A 16,383-nucleotide genomic window follows, 5' to 3' on the forward strand; every position below is an offset into this window, starting at 1 on the left:
AGATGAAATACCGATTGTCCTTTGTTGCCTTGTTGTTGTCTTGTGCCTTGGGTAAGGCGCAACAAGATTCTATTGTCCCTTTTGAAGCGGCATACAAACGTGTTTATAATATAACGAAAGTGACAGGGGCGAAGCCGGTTATGGATGGGCGCCTGGATGAAGATTTCTGGACGAAGCAGGGCGAATGGTCCGACCGTTTTGTCCAGATTATTCCTTATGAACGGCAAATGCCGGATGCGCCTACCCGTGTGAAACTATTCTATGACAATAAGTATATCTATGTCGGTGTCTATTGTAAGGAAAGCCATCCGGAAAAGATGAACCGCTTTATCGGTAACAGGGATGATAACAGCATGGGCGACCTTATCAGTGTAGCCTTTGATACGTATCATGATTACCGGGCCGCTCCGGAGTTTAATATCAATCTGGGGGGAAACAAGACTGACCTGGTCGTGACCGATAAGCTGAATGTCAATTTAAGCTGGAATGCCGTATGGGAAGGGAAGACCTATATCGACATGGCCGATTCCTGTTGGACGGCGGAATTGCGTATCCCGTTCAGCCAATTACGATATAACCAGCATTCCGATGATGGCATCTGGGGACTTCATGTCCGCCGTATCAGACGTCAGAATAATGAGGTTCAGAACTGGAGCATGATTCCTCTGAAGAATAACGGCCACGTCTTTTCTTTCGGAGAGATGCACGGGATGGACGATTTGCCGAAGCCTCGTGGCATCGAATTTCTCCCATATGTGATGGGAAAATACCGGAATGAACCGAAGGTTGCCGGAAGCCCTTACCAGAAAGGACATAGCTGGGGTGGAAATGTCGGCCTGGATGCGAAGTTCGCCCTTTCGGATTTTACGCTGGACCTGACGGTCAATCCGGACTACGGCCAGGTGGAGTTGGACCCTTCGGTGATGAACCTGACGGCTTACGAAACATTTTATGACGAGAAACGTCCTTTCTTTCTGGAGGGAAAACATATCCTTGATTTTGCCAATGGCAGTGACATGATGTTTTATACCCGTCGTATCGGTGCCGCTCCGTCATATACTCCGCAGGGAATCGACAATATCAACAGTTTTGCAGACAGCAAAGACAATGTTCCTATCATCGGTGCCCTGAAGCTGACAGGGACGAACAGACGCGGAGTGACAGTAGGCGTTGTGCAGAGCGTAACGGCCCGTTCTTCCGCCAACGTGACCCGTAACGGGGTTGAAGATGTTGAAGTAGTGGAGCCGCTGACAAACTATACAGTAGCCCGCGTACAGAAAAACTGGAAAGGAAATAGCCTGCTCGGAGGAATGGTCACATCCGTCAACCGGGTATTGGACCAGCCTTATCTGGAAGACTTTATGGTTCGTAACGCCTTTACGGCAGGAATAGATTTTACCCAGTATTTCAAGAACCGTCTTTATTATATAGATGTAAAGGGAATGTTCAGTTCCCTGAATGGAAGCAAAGAGGCGATAGCTGTCCGGCAAACCAGTCCGGTTCATTATTATCAGCGTGCATCGGCATCCGGTTATCTGGGAGTGGACCCAGACCGCCGTTCTCTGAACGGAACCGGCGGTTATGTGAAAGTCGGACGGAAGGGGAATGCCAAGTGGGCTTTCTCGGAAACCTTTAGCTGGTCGTCTCCCGGTTTCGACCTGAATGACATGGGGTATATGAAAGAAGCGGATAACCGGACGAATGAAACGGAAGTGGTGTACCGCCAAACGGATATCTGGAAGTTATTCCGTTATAATGCTTTTACACTTACCCAGAAAAACCAATGGAATTATGGGGGAACTCCTTTCAGCAACGATGTCGCCCTTCGCTGGCAGAGTATGACAATGAGCCGTTATGAAATGGATATGAAGGAAACTTTCGTCTGGAACCGGCTGGATAGCCGTTTGCTTCGCGGAGGCTGGGATATGCGGTTGAATCCTTATTTCCAGACTTCGGTTAAAGTGAATACGGATAAGGCAAAGCGGATGATGTTCATGTTGAAATATGAAGGAAATCATAATCTGGACGGGTATAACCGTTTTAATACGTTGTCGCCCAGCCTGACTTTCCGTTTAGGAAACCATGTGTATTTGTCGGGGCAGGTGGATTATGCCTGGAATACGGACAATATGCAATATGTCGGAACATTAACGGCAGCGGCATCTCCCGCTCAGACCGACCCTTCGCTGATCTATCTGATGGGACATATGGACCAGAAAACGTATGGCCTGACAATGCGTTTGCAGGTCAATCTCACTCCGGATATCTCCATACAGTTCTATGGTTCCCCGTTTACCTCGACTGCGAAGTTCTCTGATTTTAAAGAGGCTGCGGATACGGAATCCCGTACATATGACAAACGTTTCCATGTCTTTTCCGGGGATGAAATCGGTTATTCGGACGGAAGCTATCATCTAAAAAGTGGGGGAAGGGAAGCATCTTTCAGAAATCCGGACTTTAGTTTTAATGAGTTCCGTTCCAACCTGGTGGCCCGTTGGGAATATTTGCCGGGTTCCACGATCTATTTTGTCTGGGAGCATCGCATGTCCAATCAGGACAACCACCGGGTGACAGGCTGGGGGAATAACCTGGACCGTATGTTCGGCCTTCCGGCAACGAATACTTTTATGCTGAAGATGAATTACTGGTTCAATTTGTAACCGGATTACTTCTGCCATATAGATATATATACTATCTTTACAAAACAAAAATAAGACATCATGGAAGAAGAAGCACCAAAAAGACTTTATCGTTCAAATAATGGAATGATTGCCGGAGTATGCGGCGGTATTGCGGATTACTTTGGTTGGGACCCGACACTGGTACGTGTCGGCTATATACTGCTGAGTATATTTACTGTGTTTTCCGGGGTTATAGCTTATTTGATACTCTGGATAGTTATACCTAAAAAAGGACTATACGAATAATGAATTTTGAGTTATCTTCACCATTCAGCCCGACGGGAGATCAGCCGGAAGCAATAGCGGCTCTTTCGGAGGGCATCCAGAGTGGTGTACCTTTCCAGACGCTCCTCGGAGTAACAGGTTCGGGAAAGACATTTACTATTGCCAATGTGATTAAGGAGGTACAGCGTCCTACTTTGATATTAAGTCATAACAAAACGCTGGCTGCGCAGTTGTATAGCGAGTTTAAAGCCTTCTTTCCAAATAATGCCGTAGAATATTTCGTTTCCTATTACGATTATTATCAGCCGGAGGCTTACCTGCCTACTACGGATACCTATATCGAGAAGGATTTGCAGATTAATGAAGAGATAGATAAACTTCGTCTTCGTACGACAGCTTCTTTGTTGTCGGGTAGAAGGGATGTGATTGTTGTTTCTTCCGTATCCTGCCTGTATGGTATGGCCGACCCGACGGCATTTGCCGAAAAGGTGACCCATCTGGAAAAAGGAATGCAGATTGACCGCGACAAGTTGTTACGGCGCTTTGTCGATGCTTTATATGTAAATAATAAGTTAGAGTTTAACAGTGGATGTTTCCGGGTAAACGGAGATACAGTCGATATATTTCCGGCAATCGAATCGTTTGACGGAGTGGCTTACCGTATTGAGTTCTGGGGGGATGAAATAGATCGTTTGTCTTCTTTCGACCCGAAGACCGGACAGGAGATTGACGAGCAGGATGAACTGAATATTTATCCGACCAATTTATTTGTCACGACCCAGGAACGTATAAATATGGCTATCGGCCAGATCGATGTCGACCTCGGTACGCAGGTGAATTTCCTGAAAGAGATTGGCAAGCATTATGAGGCGAAACGTTTATATGAGCGTGTAACCTTCGACCTGGAGATGATTCGCGAGTTGGGACATTGCTCGGGTATAGAAAACTATTCCCGTTATTTTGACGGCCGGATGGCCGGTGAACGTCCTTACTGCCTGCTCGATTATTTCCCGAAAGATTTTATGTTGGTAGTCGATGAAAGCCATGTCACGATTCCACAGATACGGGCCATGTACGGGGGAGACTATTCCCGTAAAAAGAACCTGGTGGAATATGGTTTCCGTCTGCCGGCGGCGATGGATAACCGTCCGCTAATGTTTGATGAATTCGAATCGATGACCCCGTTGGCTATTTATGTCAGTGCGACTCCGGCCGATTACGAACTGGAGAAGAGCGAGGGGATTGTTGTCGACCAGGTGATTCGTCCGACCGGATTGCTCGATCCGGTTATCGAGGTTCGTCCGACATTGAATCAGATCGATGACCTGATGGAAGAGATAACGCAGCGTTCGGCTAAAGATGAACGTGTCCTGGTCACGACGTTGACTAAACGTATGGCGGAAGAGTTGACTGCTTATCTGACCCGGATGGGAATACGTTGTAATTATATCCATAGCGATGTGGATACTCTGGAACGTATCCAGATTATGGATGATTTGCGGAAAGGTCTGTTCGATGTGCTGATCGGGGTCAACTTGCTTCGTGAGGGACTGGATTTACCGGAAGTCTCTCTGGTGGCTATTCTGGACGCAGACAAAGAAGGGTTCCTTCGTTCTCACCGTTCCCTGACGCAGACAGCCGGACGTGCTGCCCGTAATGTGAATGGAAAGGTTATTTTCTATGCGGATAAGATAACCGCCAGTATGCAACTGACAATGGACGAAACGACCCGTCGCAGAGAAAAGCAGCTTGCCTATAACGAAAAGCATGGCATTACTCCCCGGCAGGTTATCAAGACCAGTGTCTCTCTTTTGGGTGAGAAACAGCCGGCTACAGCCGAACCGTATGCTTATGTCGAACCGGAACCAAGTCTGGTTGCCGATCCTGTTGTTAAGTATATGAATCGTCCGCAGCTGGAAAAAGCAATCGAACGTACCAAAAAGCAAATGACGGAAGCTGCTAAGAAACTAGATTTTATCGAGGCCGCTCAGTTCAGGGACGAGTTGATTAAGTTGGAGGAATTGTTGAAAACGAAAGTGTAGAAATAATTGACCTATCTGTTTATAGTGACGGGAGTAACAGCTTCCCCTCTTGAGAGGGGGCAGGGGGTGTGTTAAAGCCAGTCAATAAAAACATACTTTGTTACAGGTTTATTTGCCGTCTGCTTCAGCTGACGGATTAGTAAATTATCTATTTCTCCAGACTTTAGTCACATTTCTTATAAGTTTCTATCTAAGAGAAATGTGGCTGAAGCCGAAAGAAAGAAACAACTTTAAACCGTCAGCTGAAGCAGACGGCAAATGAACCTGTAATAGTCAAGCGACTCTGATTATGATAGTTGATAGGCGAGGATATGACACACCCCCTTCCCCCTCTCGAGAGGGGAGCCAGTTACAACCAGTTACTATAAACAAACACTCACATCTGATTAATAAATGAATTTATGAAAACAAGTTGGCTACTCTTTTTCTCCTGCTTTCTCTTTTTTCGGGGGCAGGCTGCGGATAAGGTCTCTTATACAGAGGCTGACCGGGTTGTTTTTGACCGGTATGTTTCAGAGATGAAAGCAAATAAATCTTTGTCCACCGGTGAATTGATGGTTAAAACGGCCCGTTTCTTTTTGGGCACTCCTTATGTGGCTGCAACATTGGAGATGGAGCCGGAAAGGTTGGTTGTAAACCTGCGTGAGATGGATTGCATGACATTGGTGGAGAATGTAGTTGCCTTGACACGGACAATTCAAAGTGAGAACCCTTCGTTTGAAACCTTTTGTAAGAATTTACAGGCACTTCGTTACCGGAATGGAGAGATTCATGACTATACCGATCGCTTGCATTATACCACCGACTGGATTTTCGAGAACCAGCGCAAAGGAATAGTGGAGGATGTTACTTCAGCGGCCGGAGGCGTCTCCCTGCCGGTGAATGTCTCTTTTATGTCGACGCACCCCGATAGTTATAAGCCATTGAAAGAAAATCCGGAATTGACAGCCCGGATTGCCGTGAAAGAGAAAGAGATCAACGCCCGTCCTTATTATTATATACCGGAAACCGAGATAAACCGGAACGCAACAGGCATAAAAGACGGAGATATCGTTTGTTTTGTCACAACGATCAAAGGCCTAGATATATCCCATGTCGGTGTCGTTTGCCGGGTAGGGGATAAACTAACCTTTATCCATGCATCTACTACGCAAAAGAAAGTGATAGTCAATGAAGCCCCTTTACAGGAATACGTGGAAAGTATCAAGCGTAACAGCGGTATAATGATCGTTCGCCCACAAATGTCCTATTAAAATAATTCGAAGGCGAACTTGAGGCCGATATTCTGGTATTTCCATCTATCGAATCCGGCAAAGGCGGCAACGTTGAAAATATGGTTACCGAAACCATATCCTACTTCTGTGTAACTCGGTAAAACGGGTGTCCACAGTTGACTGAAATAAAAGCGTTCAGACAGAATGTACTTAGATGTTTTCTTCTTGAAAAGTTGTGACAAGATGAAGGGGCTTTCGTACATAATATGTCCTTGCACATATTTGTCGGATGCATTGAACCAGAAACTCCTTAGTTGGTTGAATACTCCTCCGAATTCATCTCCCCACGATTCAGGGAACTGGCGGCGTGAGAAATAACGGAAATCGGCAAAGTAAATAGATTTGGGATTCAGGTAAATGCCTCCACTGATGTGATAATTGAGTTTTCTGGACAAACCGAGTGCAATGCTTTGGTGAATATCCGCTTCGATCCGTCCGTAATCACCGGAACTTTTACCTACTCCGGGGATTGCACGGGCAAATTCGACTGAAATGGTCGGATAATAGGAATACAAATATTCTTTGCGATATCCGTCCATCCAGTAATACTGGCGTGGCGTATAGGAAAAGCCGACGACGGGAGTAAAATCATGATAGTTATCGTTGATGATTTCTTCTATCCCTTCTCCGGGATTTGAAATATCACTTTTCTTTTTTACCGGTATCCGGCGGTGGTAGGAAACGCCGGTCCATAGTTGGAATCCGTTGAACAGTTCGATGTTGTTGCGTATTTCAGCATAGTAGTGTTTGAAATATTCCAGATTTAGGTCATCGAAATTAAATGTAGAATCTTTCAACTGCTCGTTTATCTCTTTCATAATGGCTGAAGAATAACTCTGGTTACCATTACCGACCGAGAGGCTCAATATGCCTTTTTTCTCCGGCAGATATTCCCAGTCTCCGGACACGGTGAAAAAGATTTCTTTCCGCTTAAATACGAAACCGACGTCTGGGCGGAAACGGAGCTGGCGGTCTTTGTCGAAAGTCTTGCTGATGCGCAGACGTTGCCTGTACGTTATTCCGTTATGCCCTGAATACCCCAGTTGGAACGGGTTGAATATTCCTGAATATTTGAGGCGGGTCGTTTTATAGTCCATGCTGATGGTATTTGTGAACTTTTCTGTCAGCTTCAGGTATTTGGTGATATTCGCAGAATCTATTTTCTGTTCATTCGTATTGTTGGCGACATGATATAACCTCTCTTCTTCCTTTGTCAAAGGAATATCGCGTTCTTTGTTCCAGAATGTCGTGTCTGAAATGATGGGAACCGTATCTGAGGATAATTTATAATATCCGGTCAGGTCCAGTGATCTTTTTCTTTGCGTTTCGTTATCTTCTTCCACCCATTCCACCGCTTTGTATTTGAAAGAAGAATGGTAGCTGGTGGCAATGGCATTCCCCAGGACATGGTAGCGCAGATACAGGCTGGCTTTATCCGGAAGGATAAAGCGGCGGTAATCGCGTCCGAAAGTCATGATCAGGTTGAATTCGGCAAAATCGAAACGTCCGTTCACATCTATCTTGTCGATGATCCAGGATTGGTCGCGGATATACAGGTCGCCGCAGATTAGCTTCTGGCTCCATAATTTAGGCATGAACCGTATCTTATAGATCCTGAGCCCGCTGGTGTCACTGACACTTTCCAGGTCGAATGTATAGAATTTGGAAGCCTGGTTGGTCATAGGAGTGATAATGCCTTCATTATATATGGTGGAAGAATAGACATTGAGGTTCAGAAAACTCAATGCTTCCTGCTGCTTCTTGTTGTTGGGGATACTGTTCCCGTTTACGGCCTGGAAGTTGTGTAGGAAATTGTTGGGGGCATTGAATTTCGATTCACTTACCATTTCGAAGATCATATCCTTGTTTTTCCTGTCGACCGGGAAGAGATGATGTGCGAAACGTATCAGAAAGTTCTGTTTCAGTATTTCCGTACGCCCTTTTATATATATTTCCGCTTCGTACTTTGAAAGGACATGCTGGTATTTTTCGGCGTTTTTAATTACCTCTTTCATAATGGAATCCGCTTTTACGGACGATTCCGTTTTTTCTTTTAAATCAGGCAACACTTTACTTCTATAAGTGCTTTCCTGTTTGGCGGCAGCATTTACAGTCAATAAAATCAGAGCAAATATCAAAACGTATCTTTTCAACAAATTATCACCCCTTTTGCTGCAAACGTAACGAATAAAATTCAAATTAGTAGTAAAAGAAAGTAAAATGTAATTATAAATACAATTTATCGTATTAAACATTTTATTATTTCAAAAGAAAAGTTGTACATTTGTGCTTCATAAGTATGTTATAAAACAGTCGTGGTTAAGCAACAAAAAGAAGAGGTCGATCTATCGGCCAGTTTAGCAGAAGTATGGAGAGTACTGACCGACAAAGAGCGGGAAGTTCTCCGTAATAATTCGACGATCCAGCATTTCAAACGTAACGAGTTGATCTATTGCGAGGGCGACGAACCAAGGGACATGATGTGCTTACTGAGAGGTAAGGTAAAGATTTTTAAGGAAGGTGTCGGCGGTCGCAGCCAGATCATCCGGATGATTAAACCTGTACAGTATTTCGGTTACCGTGCTAATTTCGCTCAGGAGAATTACCTGACAAATGCCTCTGCATTTGAAGCATCTGTTGTTTGTCTGATACCGATGACAATAGTTACGGACTTGCTGATGGGTAATCCCAATCTGGCAATGTTTTTTATTCGTCAGTTATCGTTTGATTTGGGAGTGGCGGATGAACGTACCGTTAATCTTACCCAGAAACATATTCGGGGTCGTCTGGCGGAATCTTTATTATTCCTGAAAGATAGTTACGGTCTGGAAGAAGACGGGGCTACATTGAGTATTTACCTGTCTCGTGAAGATTTGGCAAACTTGTCGAATATGACTACTTCCAATGCTATCCGTACCTTATCGACATTTGTAACTGAGCGTATCATTGCTATCGACGGTAGAAAGATCAAGTTGATAGATGAGGATAAGCTGAGAAAGATAAGTAAGATGGGATAACGAAGATATGACTTTTGAAAACAAAAGAAGGGACTTTCAGTTACGAAGGTCCCTTCTTTTGTTTTTAAAAGTCATGACATTTATTTGATTGCTTCACGGATGCGAACTAAACGTGTCAGTAAGCCTTCGAGCAAATCTAATTGTAGCATATTGGCTCCATCGGATTTTGCTTTGGACGGTTCCGGATGGGTTTCGATGAAGAGACCGTCGGTGCCGACAGCAATAGCGGCTTTGGCTATTGTTTCTATCAATGCCGGCAGACCGCCTGTTACGCCGGATGTCTGGTTGGGCTGTTGTAATGAGTGGGTTACATCCATGATGACCGGATAACCGAAATCCTGCATTTGCGGGATGCCCCGGTAATCGACAACCAGGTCTGTATAGCCGAATGTGGTTCCCCGCTCGGTAATCATGACGTTGTCATTTCCTGCATCGGCAACCTTTTGTACGGCGAATTGCATGGCTCCGGGAGAAAGAAACTGTCCTTTCTTGATGTTGACGATCTTTCCGGTTTGTGCGGCGGCGACAAGCAGGTCCGTTTGACGGCAAAGGAAAGCCGGGATTTGCAAGACATCTACATATTCGGCAGCCATGGCAGCTTCATGGGTTTCATGTATATCTGTAACGGTCGGGACGTTGAATGTTTCGCTTACTTTGCGTAAAATCTTTAAGGCTTTCTCATCGCCGATCCCGGTAAATGAATCGAGGCGGGAACGGTTTGCCTTGCGGTATGAACCTTTGAAGATATATGGAATATTCAGCTTCTCGGTGATGCCGATAACCTTTTCGGCGATACGTAGCGCCATGTCTTCCCCTTCGATCACACAAGGACCCGCCATCAGGAAGAAATTATCTTTATTCTTAAAATCGTTAACTGTTATCATAATTGTTTGAGTTTATGTTTCAAAATTTATCAAATTTGAACTATCCTGTCATCAACCTCACTTGACTATTACAGGTCTATTTGCCGTCTGCTTTAGCTGACGGACTAGTAAAGAATCTATCTCTCTGGACTTTAGTCCCATTTCTTAAAGCTTTCTATCTGAGAGAAATGTGGCTAAAGCCAAAAAAGAATCAGCTTGTAAACCGTCAGCTAAAGCAGACGGCAAATGAACCTGTAACAGATGAGTCACTTTGACAGTTGGATAGTTCAATTATTTCTAAATTGTCACATTGCCATATTGGTTCAATTATTTCCAAAATAGAATTATCCCTGTTCCAACAACTCTAATGTCTGCCTGATCTTTTCCTCTGTCGGCAATGTGGCATCTATCCAATGGATCGTGCAACCCCGGCGTTCCATTCCGCGGAACCAGGTCATCTGACGTTTGGCAAACTGGTGGATGGCTATTTCTAATTGGGAAACCATTTCTTCGTAAGAAAGTTCACCAATGATGTATAGTGTGAGATATTTATACTCCAATCCGTAATAAATGAGGTCTTCCGGTTTGACGCCGGAGGCAATGATGCCTTTTACTTCGTCTACCATGCCTTCCTCCAGACGGGCACGCAGACGTCTGGATATTTTTTCGCGTCGCAGTTCCCGATCAATGTTTATGCCAATGATCAGGCTGTTGATCGGATCATATTCGTTTGCATCGGGGGCCTCGGTTTTATAATATTCTTCAATCTCGATGGCCCGTATCGCCCTTTGTGCGGAATCTACGTCTGTCTTGTTATGCAATACTTTGTAACCGGCTAGTATTTTTTCCAGTTCTTCCAGCGACTTGCCTTGCAAAGACTCCCTTAACTCCGGATTTTGGGGAACATCCAGCAGCTTGTATCCTTTCAATACCGCTTCGATATACATGCCGGTTCCACCGCAAAGGATAGGGAGCTTGCCTTTTTCTTGTACGTTCTGGTAAGCACGGAAGAAGTCATGCTGATATTCGAATACATTATATTTATATCCCGGATCGCAGATATCGATCAGATGATAGGGGATTACTTTACCGTTCACTGTATAATCGGCCAGGTCTTTCCCGGTACCGATATCCATGCCACGGTAAATCTGGCGTGAATCGGCACTGATGATCTCCGTATCCAGCCGGTCGGCCAGCGCTGCGGCAAAAGGCGTTTTACCGGAAGCGGTCGGGCCTAGTATCGTTATAAGTTGATATGTTCTCATTATGGAGCAAAGATAATAAAAAAAGCCGTCCCCTTTGCGGAGGACGGCTTCCATATACTGATTTGTATTTGATTACTTACCAGCGATAACGCGAGCCATTTCACAAACTTTGTTTGAATAACCCCATTCGTTGTCATACCAAGAAACGATCTTAGCGAAGTTGTCATCCAAAGAGATACCAGCTTTAGCGTCGAAGATAGAAGTGTTAGAGCAACCACGGAAGTCAGTTGAAACAACTGCATCTTCTGTGTAACCCAGTACACCTTTCAATTCGCCTTCAGATGCTTCTTTCATAGCAGCTTTGATGTCGTCCATTGTAGCAGCCTTTTCCAGAACTACTGTCAGGTCAACAACAGAAACGTCAGAAGTCGGAACGCGGAAAGCCATACCAGTCAGTTTACCGTTCAATACCGGCAGAACTTTACCTACAGCCTTAGCAGCACCTGTAGAAGAAGGGATGATGTTTTCAAGGATACCACGGCCACCTCTCCAGTCTTTCTTAGAAGGACCGTCTACTGTTTTCTGAGTTGCAGTAGCAGCGTGAACTGTAGTCATCAAACCTTTAACGATACCGAACTTGTCGTTCAATACTTTAGCGATAGGAGCCAAGCAGTTAGTAGTACAAGAAGCGTTAGAGATGATGTCCTGTCCTGCGTAAGTTGTGTGGTTAACACCATAAACGAACATAGGAGTAGCGTCCTTAGAAGGAGCAGACATGATAACTTTCTTAGCACCAGCCTGGATATGTTTGCGAGCAGTTTCGTCTGTCAGGAAGAAACCTGTAGATTCAACTACAACTTCAGCACCAACTTCGTCCCATTTCAGGTTAGCAGGATCCATTTCTGCAGTCAAACGGATTTTGTTACCGTTTACAACCAGGTTGTTACCTTCTACAGCAACTGTACCATCGAAACGACCGTGTACTGAGTCATATTTCAGCATGTATGCCAAGTAATCAGCATCCAACAAGTCGTTGATACCTACGATCTGAATATCATTGCCGAAGTTTTTAACTGCAGCGCGGAACACCATACGTCCGATACGGCCGAAACCGTTAATACCTACTTTAATCATTGTAATAAAACTTTTATGGGTTTATTAAAAATATTACATAAAATCCATTTAACAGCCACAAGGAGTTGCGCATGAAGCCAATATCGTCAGCATTGCGGTGAATGCCATAAAGAGAATCAAATTACGTTTCATTTTATCCTTGTTTTTAACGACTGCAAATTTAGTCATGTTTTTTTATTCTACCTTTATTAATGTGAGAAAAATATGCCCTCTAACATAAATTAAATGTTAGGAGTTATTTCTTTTTCTTAAACAGAAGGTTTGTAAACCAGCTTTGAGCCTTTCTGATTCCCCATGTCAGCAAGAATGGGCGGATTACATCCCAGGCTACGGGCAGCAGGCCTTGTGCGATACTCAGATAATCCGAGAAACCGATCGGGGTTACCGGCTGGCTGGCTGTTGCTGTTTCTGTAGATTCTGTTTTTTTTGATTTAGTGTTGGGAAATAGTAAGGTGGTGAAACCGGATATCAAAAGGCTGCCTGCATTTTCCTGGATATAAGAAAAGTCGTCATTCAGCTTTTGTTCCTGTATAACACATTGCTTCCGGATTCTTTCCTTGTCAGAAATCAGTTTCTCCAGTGGCGTCAGTGGCTTGTTTTGTATCTGTTGCATCATCTTTTTCGTCATTACCGTTTAATGCTGCAATCACTACGTTCAATACCGTGTTGCAGATTCTGCCTTTATTCATTATAATGAGCCCGATCAATAGGAGATATAACACTGCCACGAAAGCAAAGCCGGTTCCCATCGAACCGAAGATATCACCCATAAAGAACCCTAATGCCAGGAATATGAACAGGATGGCAAAGAAAGCCAGAAACAATAAAATTAGGCCATACGAAAGAATGGCGATCAGTTGGCCGCTTCTTTCGTATGTGCTTAACTTTAAAAGTTCAAGCTTTAATTCTACGTAAGTTGAAACATCATCTTTCAGCTCACGAAAGATTTTTCCTGAATCTTTTTCCATAAATAATTATTCAGCTACGATTTCTTCGGTAGCTTTTACAACTTCAGTTTTACCTTCTTTGTACTTGGCGAGAGCGGAATTAAAGCCTTCTTTTACTTTTCCAACTACACCGTTCAATTCTTCCAGTAACTGTTCTCTCTTATCGGTAGCTGCCAGATATCCAACTGCTGCACCAACTGCTGCACCAACTACCAAACCTAGTAATAATTTAGAATCTACATTTTTCATAACTCTTACATTTAAATGTGTTTACTAAAATAACGCTTTTATTCGAATGATAGTTTACTTCTGTGTTAACTTTTACTGTTAAATAAAGTTATAGCTTCTGTGTCTTAACGGCAACCCAATTGTTTTTCTCTGCGTGGAAAGTGAATTTCAATCCGTTGCGTTCGCACTCTGCCTGGATGGCGGGAATGTCTTCAGTATAGAATCCGCTCATGAAAAGGGTGGCTCCCGGTTTCATGCAGGCGGCATACCGGTTAATATCGTTCAGCAGGATGTTGCGGTTGATATTGGCGAATACAATATCGAATGTACCGAATGCGGGGATTTGTTCGGCGCCGCCCAAGGCAATCTGTATATCTTCCGTATGGTTCAACCGAGTATTTTCCAGCGCGTTGTTGTAAGCCCATTCGTCGATGTCGATTCCGACTACTTTATTGGCGTGTTTCATTTTTGCCAGGATGGCCAGTACGGCTGTTCCGCATCCCATATCCAGCAGGTCTTTGCCTTCCAGATCGAGTTTCAGCATTTCGCTGATCATCAGGTAAGTCGTTTCGTGATTGCCTGTACCGAAAGCCATTTTCGGGTCTATTATAATATTATATGTATAGCCCGGTTCCGGTTCGTGGAAAGAAGCGCGGATGATGCAGTCGTTACCGATACGGATGGGCTTGAAATAGTTTTTTTCCCATTCTTCGTTCCAGTCCTTGCTTTCCACCAGTTGTTCGGTGTACCGGATGGTTACGTTTTCCAGCGGAAATTCATTCAGTTTATCCTGTAATGCTTTTACATTATATAATTGGTCGGATACATAAGCCAGCAAGCCGTCTTCGTCTTCGGTAAAACTCTCGAAACCGATTTCGCCCAGTTCGGACGCCAGTACATCACTGATGATTGTTGCCTCGATAGGCGATTCATAGGTGAATTTCAGTTCGTAATAATTCATATTCTTTGCTTTTTATTCGTTTGGGGACAAAGGTATCGAATATATTTAAGAAAATATAATCAGGATAAGAAAGGCCATTGTGCTTTTCCCACTTGAAGTATGTCCAATCAAAATACAGAACGGCTTTATCTCCGCATGTTGGATAGGCCCAAAATCAGTAACTGAAATTCTTTCCATATCATCTTTCTTTGTTATGACAAATATCGTCTTTTCTTAATAGGTTAAATGATCTTTTGTATAATATCCTTTATATCCAGATTCAATTGTCTTTACCGTCATCCTTGACTCTGTTTATCAAAATGTCATTTTACCTCTGTCGCCAGCAGGTTGTATGTATCAGGGCTTGGGTATATTGTTTTTTATTCGATTCTAAAGAAGATTGAAAGTGTCTTTATTTTGATTTTTATGATTTTGGTGTGCCTTTTTGCTTTGTTTCATCGATATAAAATAGATAAAGTGAGTGAATGAAGTTGTATACATGTGAATGTGTTGTTTGAATTGTATGTATGTTTTTATCTCTTCCAGAAAATAATTCTGCTAAAAAACATGCATTTCAAGTGATAAAACCATCCAAAAACGGCTAAATTCAACTGTAATTAACAAAAATTTCCTTTTAAACGAACCTCAATTTTGTTTAAAAGGAAAATAATCTCGTTTTAAACGAAGTTCAAATTTATTTAAAACGAGATCTTGGAATTGATATTAATAGTAAATGTGTTAAATATTGTAACTATTCTTTTCCTGATTCAATCAATCTATCAAATACATCAGATATAGAAATGGCTATATAATGAACTTTGTGATAGATTGTTGTGGATTAATAGATCAAATTGATATTTTGGGGAGATGTAAGTTTAAGAAGAGTTGCATGAAATACACGTTTTGATAGTCCAAATCTTTCTACAATGAAACCTGACAATAAATTCAAAACAGATTCTGAATATTTTTTATGCAACCTTTATTTTTATTTATTTTGATATTACCTTTGTCAGGCGTACTAAAAACGTAGAAGTGTTATATATTATCCAGTATGCTTCACGCTACTGCAAACTTAGAGCTTTCTTTATAAATTGAATATATTTATGTTTGATGTTTCTTTATTAAGTCAGTTAAGAGAAGGGAACCGTGAGGCTTTCAACAGCTTGTTTCGTCATTACTATCCCCGTGTTATGGCGTATGTCGCAGCTATGGTGGAACAGGAAGTAGCGGAAGATGTCGTTCAGGATGTTTTCTTGCATGTTTGGGAAAATCGAAAAAAGCTATACGCCGGAGAAGGGTTTCATTCTTATCTGTTTCAGTCGGCTTATACCCGCTGTATTGATTATTATAGAAAAACACAGTCTGCCGACAAATATAATCTTCAGATAGAGAGCGCATATCTGGAAGAGTATAATGTCCTGTTACGTTCAGATGCGTCTGTCTTGGAAGAAATTTATTCAAAAGATTTTTACGAGCAACTACATAATTTACTAGAAAAATTGCCAACCCAGCGGCGTGAGGTATTTATTCTTACTTATATTGAAGGCTTAAAGGCAAAGGAAGTATCCGAGCGTCTCCAAATCCCACAGCGTACGGTAGAAAGTCATATTTACCTGGCTATTAAGTATCTTAGGGCACATTTATCTAAAAATGATTTCTATATATTATCTCTTCTTTATTTTTTTCGTCAGTGAAATTAAAAAAAACCTTAGTTTTGGCAGATAGAATTTCGATAAGATAAAAAAGATAGATTTGTAATATGTCAAACCATTGAAAGAAAGGAAGACAAAGAGTGAACCAGTAAAAAAATGGAATAAGATTCATGTT

14 protein-coding genes are annotated in these 16,383 nt (G+C 42.9%); 6 read left to right on the forward strand and 8 right to left on the reverse strand.

The features are described from left to right. Positions 1 to 2 precede the first annotated feature (2 nt). The 4 genes from NBH15_RS21015 to NBH15_RS21030 all read left to right on the forward strand — a co-directional run bounded on the left by NBH15_RS21015 (position 3) and on the right by NBH15_RS21030 (position 6,201). Positions 3 to 2,660: a DUF5916 domain-containing protein gene (locus NBH15_RS21015; protein ID WP_250823460.1), complete on the forward strand. Its 2,658-nt coding sequence runs from the start codon at positions 3 to 5 to the stop codon at positions 2,658 to 2,660. A gap of 60 nt (positions 2,661 to 2,720) precedes the next feature. Then, positions 2,721 to 2,927, forward strand: coding sequence for a PspC domain-containing protein (locus tag NBH15_RS21020; protein ID WP_128135296.1), 207 nt, complete (start codon positions 2,721 to 2,723; stop codon positions 2,925 to 2,927). Further along, entirely contained in the window at positions 2,927 to 4,948 is a 2,022-nt protein-coding gene (gene uvrB / locus NBH15_RS21025) for an excinuclease ABC subunit UvrB (protein WP_128135295.1), read from the forward strand. The genes NBH15_RS21020 and uvrB overlap by 1 nt, the downstream gene beginning before the upstream one ends. A 401-nt stretch (positions 4,949 to 5,349) precedes the next feature. After that, positions 5,350 to 6,201, forward strand: coding sequence for an N-acetylmuramoyl-L-alanine amidase-like domain-containing protein (locus NBH15_RS21030; protein ID WP_250823461.1), 852 nt, complete (start codon positions 5,350 to 5,352; stop codon positions 6,199 to 6,201). Here NBH15_RS21030 and NBH15_RS21035 read toward each other — a convergent pair. Beyond that, positions 6,198 to 8,378, reverse strand: coding sequence for a DUF5686 family protein (locus NBH15_RS21035; protein ID WP_250823462.1), 2,181 nt, complete (start codon positions 8,376 to 8,378; stop codon positions 6,198 to 6,200). The genes NBH15_RS21030 and NBH15_RS21035 overlap by 4 nt on opposite strands. A 222-nt stretch (positions 8,379 to 8,600) precedes the next feature. Between NBH15_RS21035 and NBH15_RS21040 the strand changes: the two genes are divergently transcribed. Beyond that, the gene (locus tag NBH15_RS21040) at positions 8,601 to 9,239 is read left to right on the forward strand and encodes a Crp/Fnr family transcriptional regulator (protein WP_154278289.1); all 639 of its coding nucleotides are present in this window, start codon (positions 8,601 to 8,603) and stop codon (positions 9,237 to 9,239) included. An 80-nt stretch (positions 9,240 to 9,319) separates the two neighbouring features. Here NBH15_RS21040 and kdsA read toward each other — a convergent pair whose 3' ends face one another. The 7 genes from kdsA to prmA all read right to left on the reverse strand — a co-directional run bounded on the left by kdsA (position 9,320) and on the right by prmA (position 14,577). Beyond that, on the reverse strand, positions 9,320 to 10,123 hold the full coding sequence (kdsA, locus tag NBH15_RS21045) for a 3-deoxy-8-phosphooctulonate synthase (protein ID WP_007652920.1): 804 nt from the start codon (positions 10,121 to 10,123) through the stop codon (positions 9,320 to 9,322). Positions 10,124 to 10,446: 323 nt separating this feature from the next. Next, on the reverse strand, positions 10,447 to 11,367 hold the full coding sequence (gene miaA, locus NBH15_RS21050; RefSeq protein ID WP_250823463.1) for a tRNA (adenosine(37)-N6)-dimethylallyltransferase MiaA: 921 nt from the start codon (positions 11,365 to 11,367) through the stop codon (positions 10,447 to 10,449). Between the two features lie 72 nt (positions 11,368 to 11,439). Then, positions 11,440 to 12,441 carry a type I glyceraldehyde-3-phosphate dehydrogenase gene (gap, locus tag NBH15_RS21055; protein ID WP_007652928.1) on the reverse strand — a complete coding sequence of 334 codons (1,002 nt, stop codon included), beginning with the start codon at positions 12,439 to 12,441 and terminating at the stop codon, positions 11,440 to 11,442. Positions 12,442 to 12,676: 235 nt separating this feature from the next. After that, positions 12,677 to 13,057: a hypothetical protein gene (locus NBH15_RS21060; protein ID WP_233567493.1), complete on the reverse strand. Its 381-nt coding sequence runs from the start codon at positions 13,055 to 13,057 to the stop codon at positions 12,677 to 12,679. Further along, on the reverse strand, positions 13,002 to 13,409 hold the full coding sequence (locus NBH15_RS21065; RefSeq protein WP_048317187.1) for a phage holin family protein: 408 nt from the start codon (positions 13,407 to 13,409) through the stop codon (positions 13,002 to 13,004). The genes NBH15_RS21060 and NBH15_RS21065 overlap by 56 nt, the downstream gene beginning before the upstream one ends. A gap of 6 nt (positions 13,410 to 13,415) precedes the next feature. Beyond that, complete coding sequence (locus NBH15_RS21070; RefSeq protein ID WP_007652933.1) at positions 13,416 to 13,637, reverse strand: YtxH domain-containing protein; 222 nt, start codon at positions 13,635 to 13,637, stop codon at positions 13,416 to 13,418. 88 nt (positions 13,638 to 13,725) lie between these two features. Further along, positions 13,726 to 14,577: a 50S ribosomal protein L11 methyltransferase gene (gene prmA, locus NBH15_RS21075; protein ID WP_250823464.1), complete on the reverse strand. Its 852-nt coding sequence runs from the start codon at positions 14,575 to 14,577 to the stop codon at positions 13,726 to 13,728. Positions 14,578 to 15,659: 1,082 nt separating this feature from the next. Here prmA and NBH15_RS21080 point away from each other — a divergent pair. Further along, the gene (locus tag NBH15_RS21080) at positions 15,660 to 16,250 is read left to right on the forward strand and encodes an RNA polymerase sigma-70 factor (RefSeq protein WP_244051200.1); all 591 of its coding nucleotides are present in this window, start codon (positions 15,660 to 15,662) and stop codon (positions 16,248 to 16,250) included. Positions 16,251 to 16,383: the final 133 nt, after the last annotated feature.

The organism is Parabacteroides caeci (assembly GCF_023656795.1).
GTDB lineage: Bacteria > Bacteroidota > Bacteroidia > Bacteroidales > Tannerellaceae > Parabacteroides > Parabacteroides segnis.

Coding starts and splice junctions, on each gene's coding strand:
- NBH15_RS21065 (WP_048317187.1), bottom strand. CDS start 13,409: ATGGAAAAAGATTCAGGAAAAATCTTTCGTGAGCTGAAAGATGATGTT.
- NBH15_RS21070 (WP_007652933.1), bottom strand. CDS start 13,637: ATGAAAAATGTAGATTCTAAATTATTACTAGGTTTGGTAGTTGGTGCA.
- kdsA (WP_007652920.1), bottom strand. CDS start 10,123: ATGATAACAGTTAACGATTTTAAGAATAAAGATAATTTCTTCCTGATG.
- NBH15_RS21030 (WP_250823461.1), top strand. CDS start 5,350: ATGAAAACAAGTTGGCTACTCTTTTTCTCCTGCTTTCTCTTTTTTCGG.
- NBH15_RS21020 (WP_128135296.1), top strand. CDS start 2,721: ATGGAAGAAGAAGCACCAAAAAGACTTTATCGTTCAAATAATGGAATG.
- NBH15_RS21060 (WP_233567493.1), bottom strand. CDS start 13,057: ATGATGCAACAGATACAAAACAAGCCACTGACGCCACTGGAGAAACTG.
- gap (WP_007652928.1), bottom strand. CDS start 12,441: ATGATTAAAGTAGGTATTAACGGTTTCGGCCGTATCGGACGTATGGTG.
- uvrB (WP_128135295.1), top strand. CDS start 2,927: ATGAATTTTGAGTTATCTTCACCATTCAGCCCGACGGGAGATCAGCCG.
- NBH15_RS21080 (WP_244051200.1), top strand. CDS start 15,660: ATGTTTGATGTTTCTTTATTAAGTCAGTTAAGAGAAGGGAACCGTGAG.
- NBH15_RS21015 (WP_250823460.1), top strand. CDS start 3: ATGAAATACCGATTGTCCTTTGTTGCCTTGTTGTTGTCTTGTGCCTTG.
- prmA (WP_250823464.1), bottom strand. CDS start 14,577: ATGAATTATTACGAACTGAAATTCACCTATGAATCGCCTATCGAGGCA.
- miaA (WP_250823463.1), bottom strand. CDS start 11,367: ATGAGAACATATCAACTTATAACGATACTAGGCCCGACCGCTTCCGGT.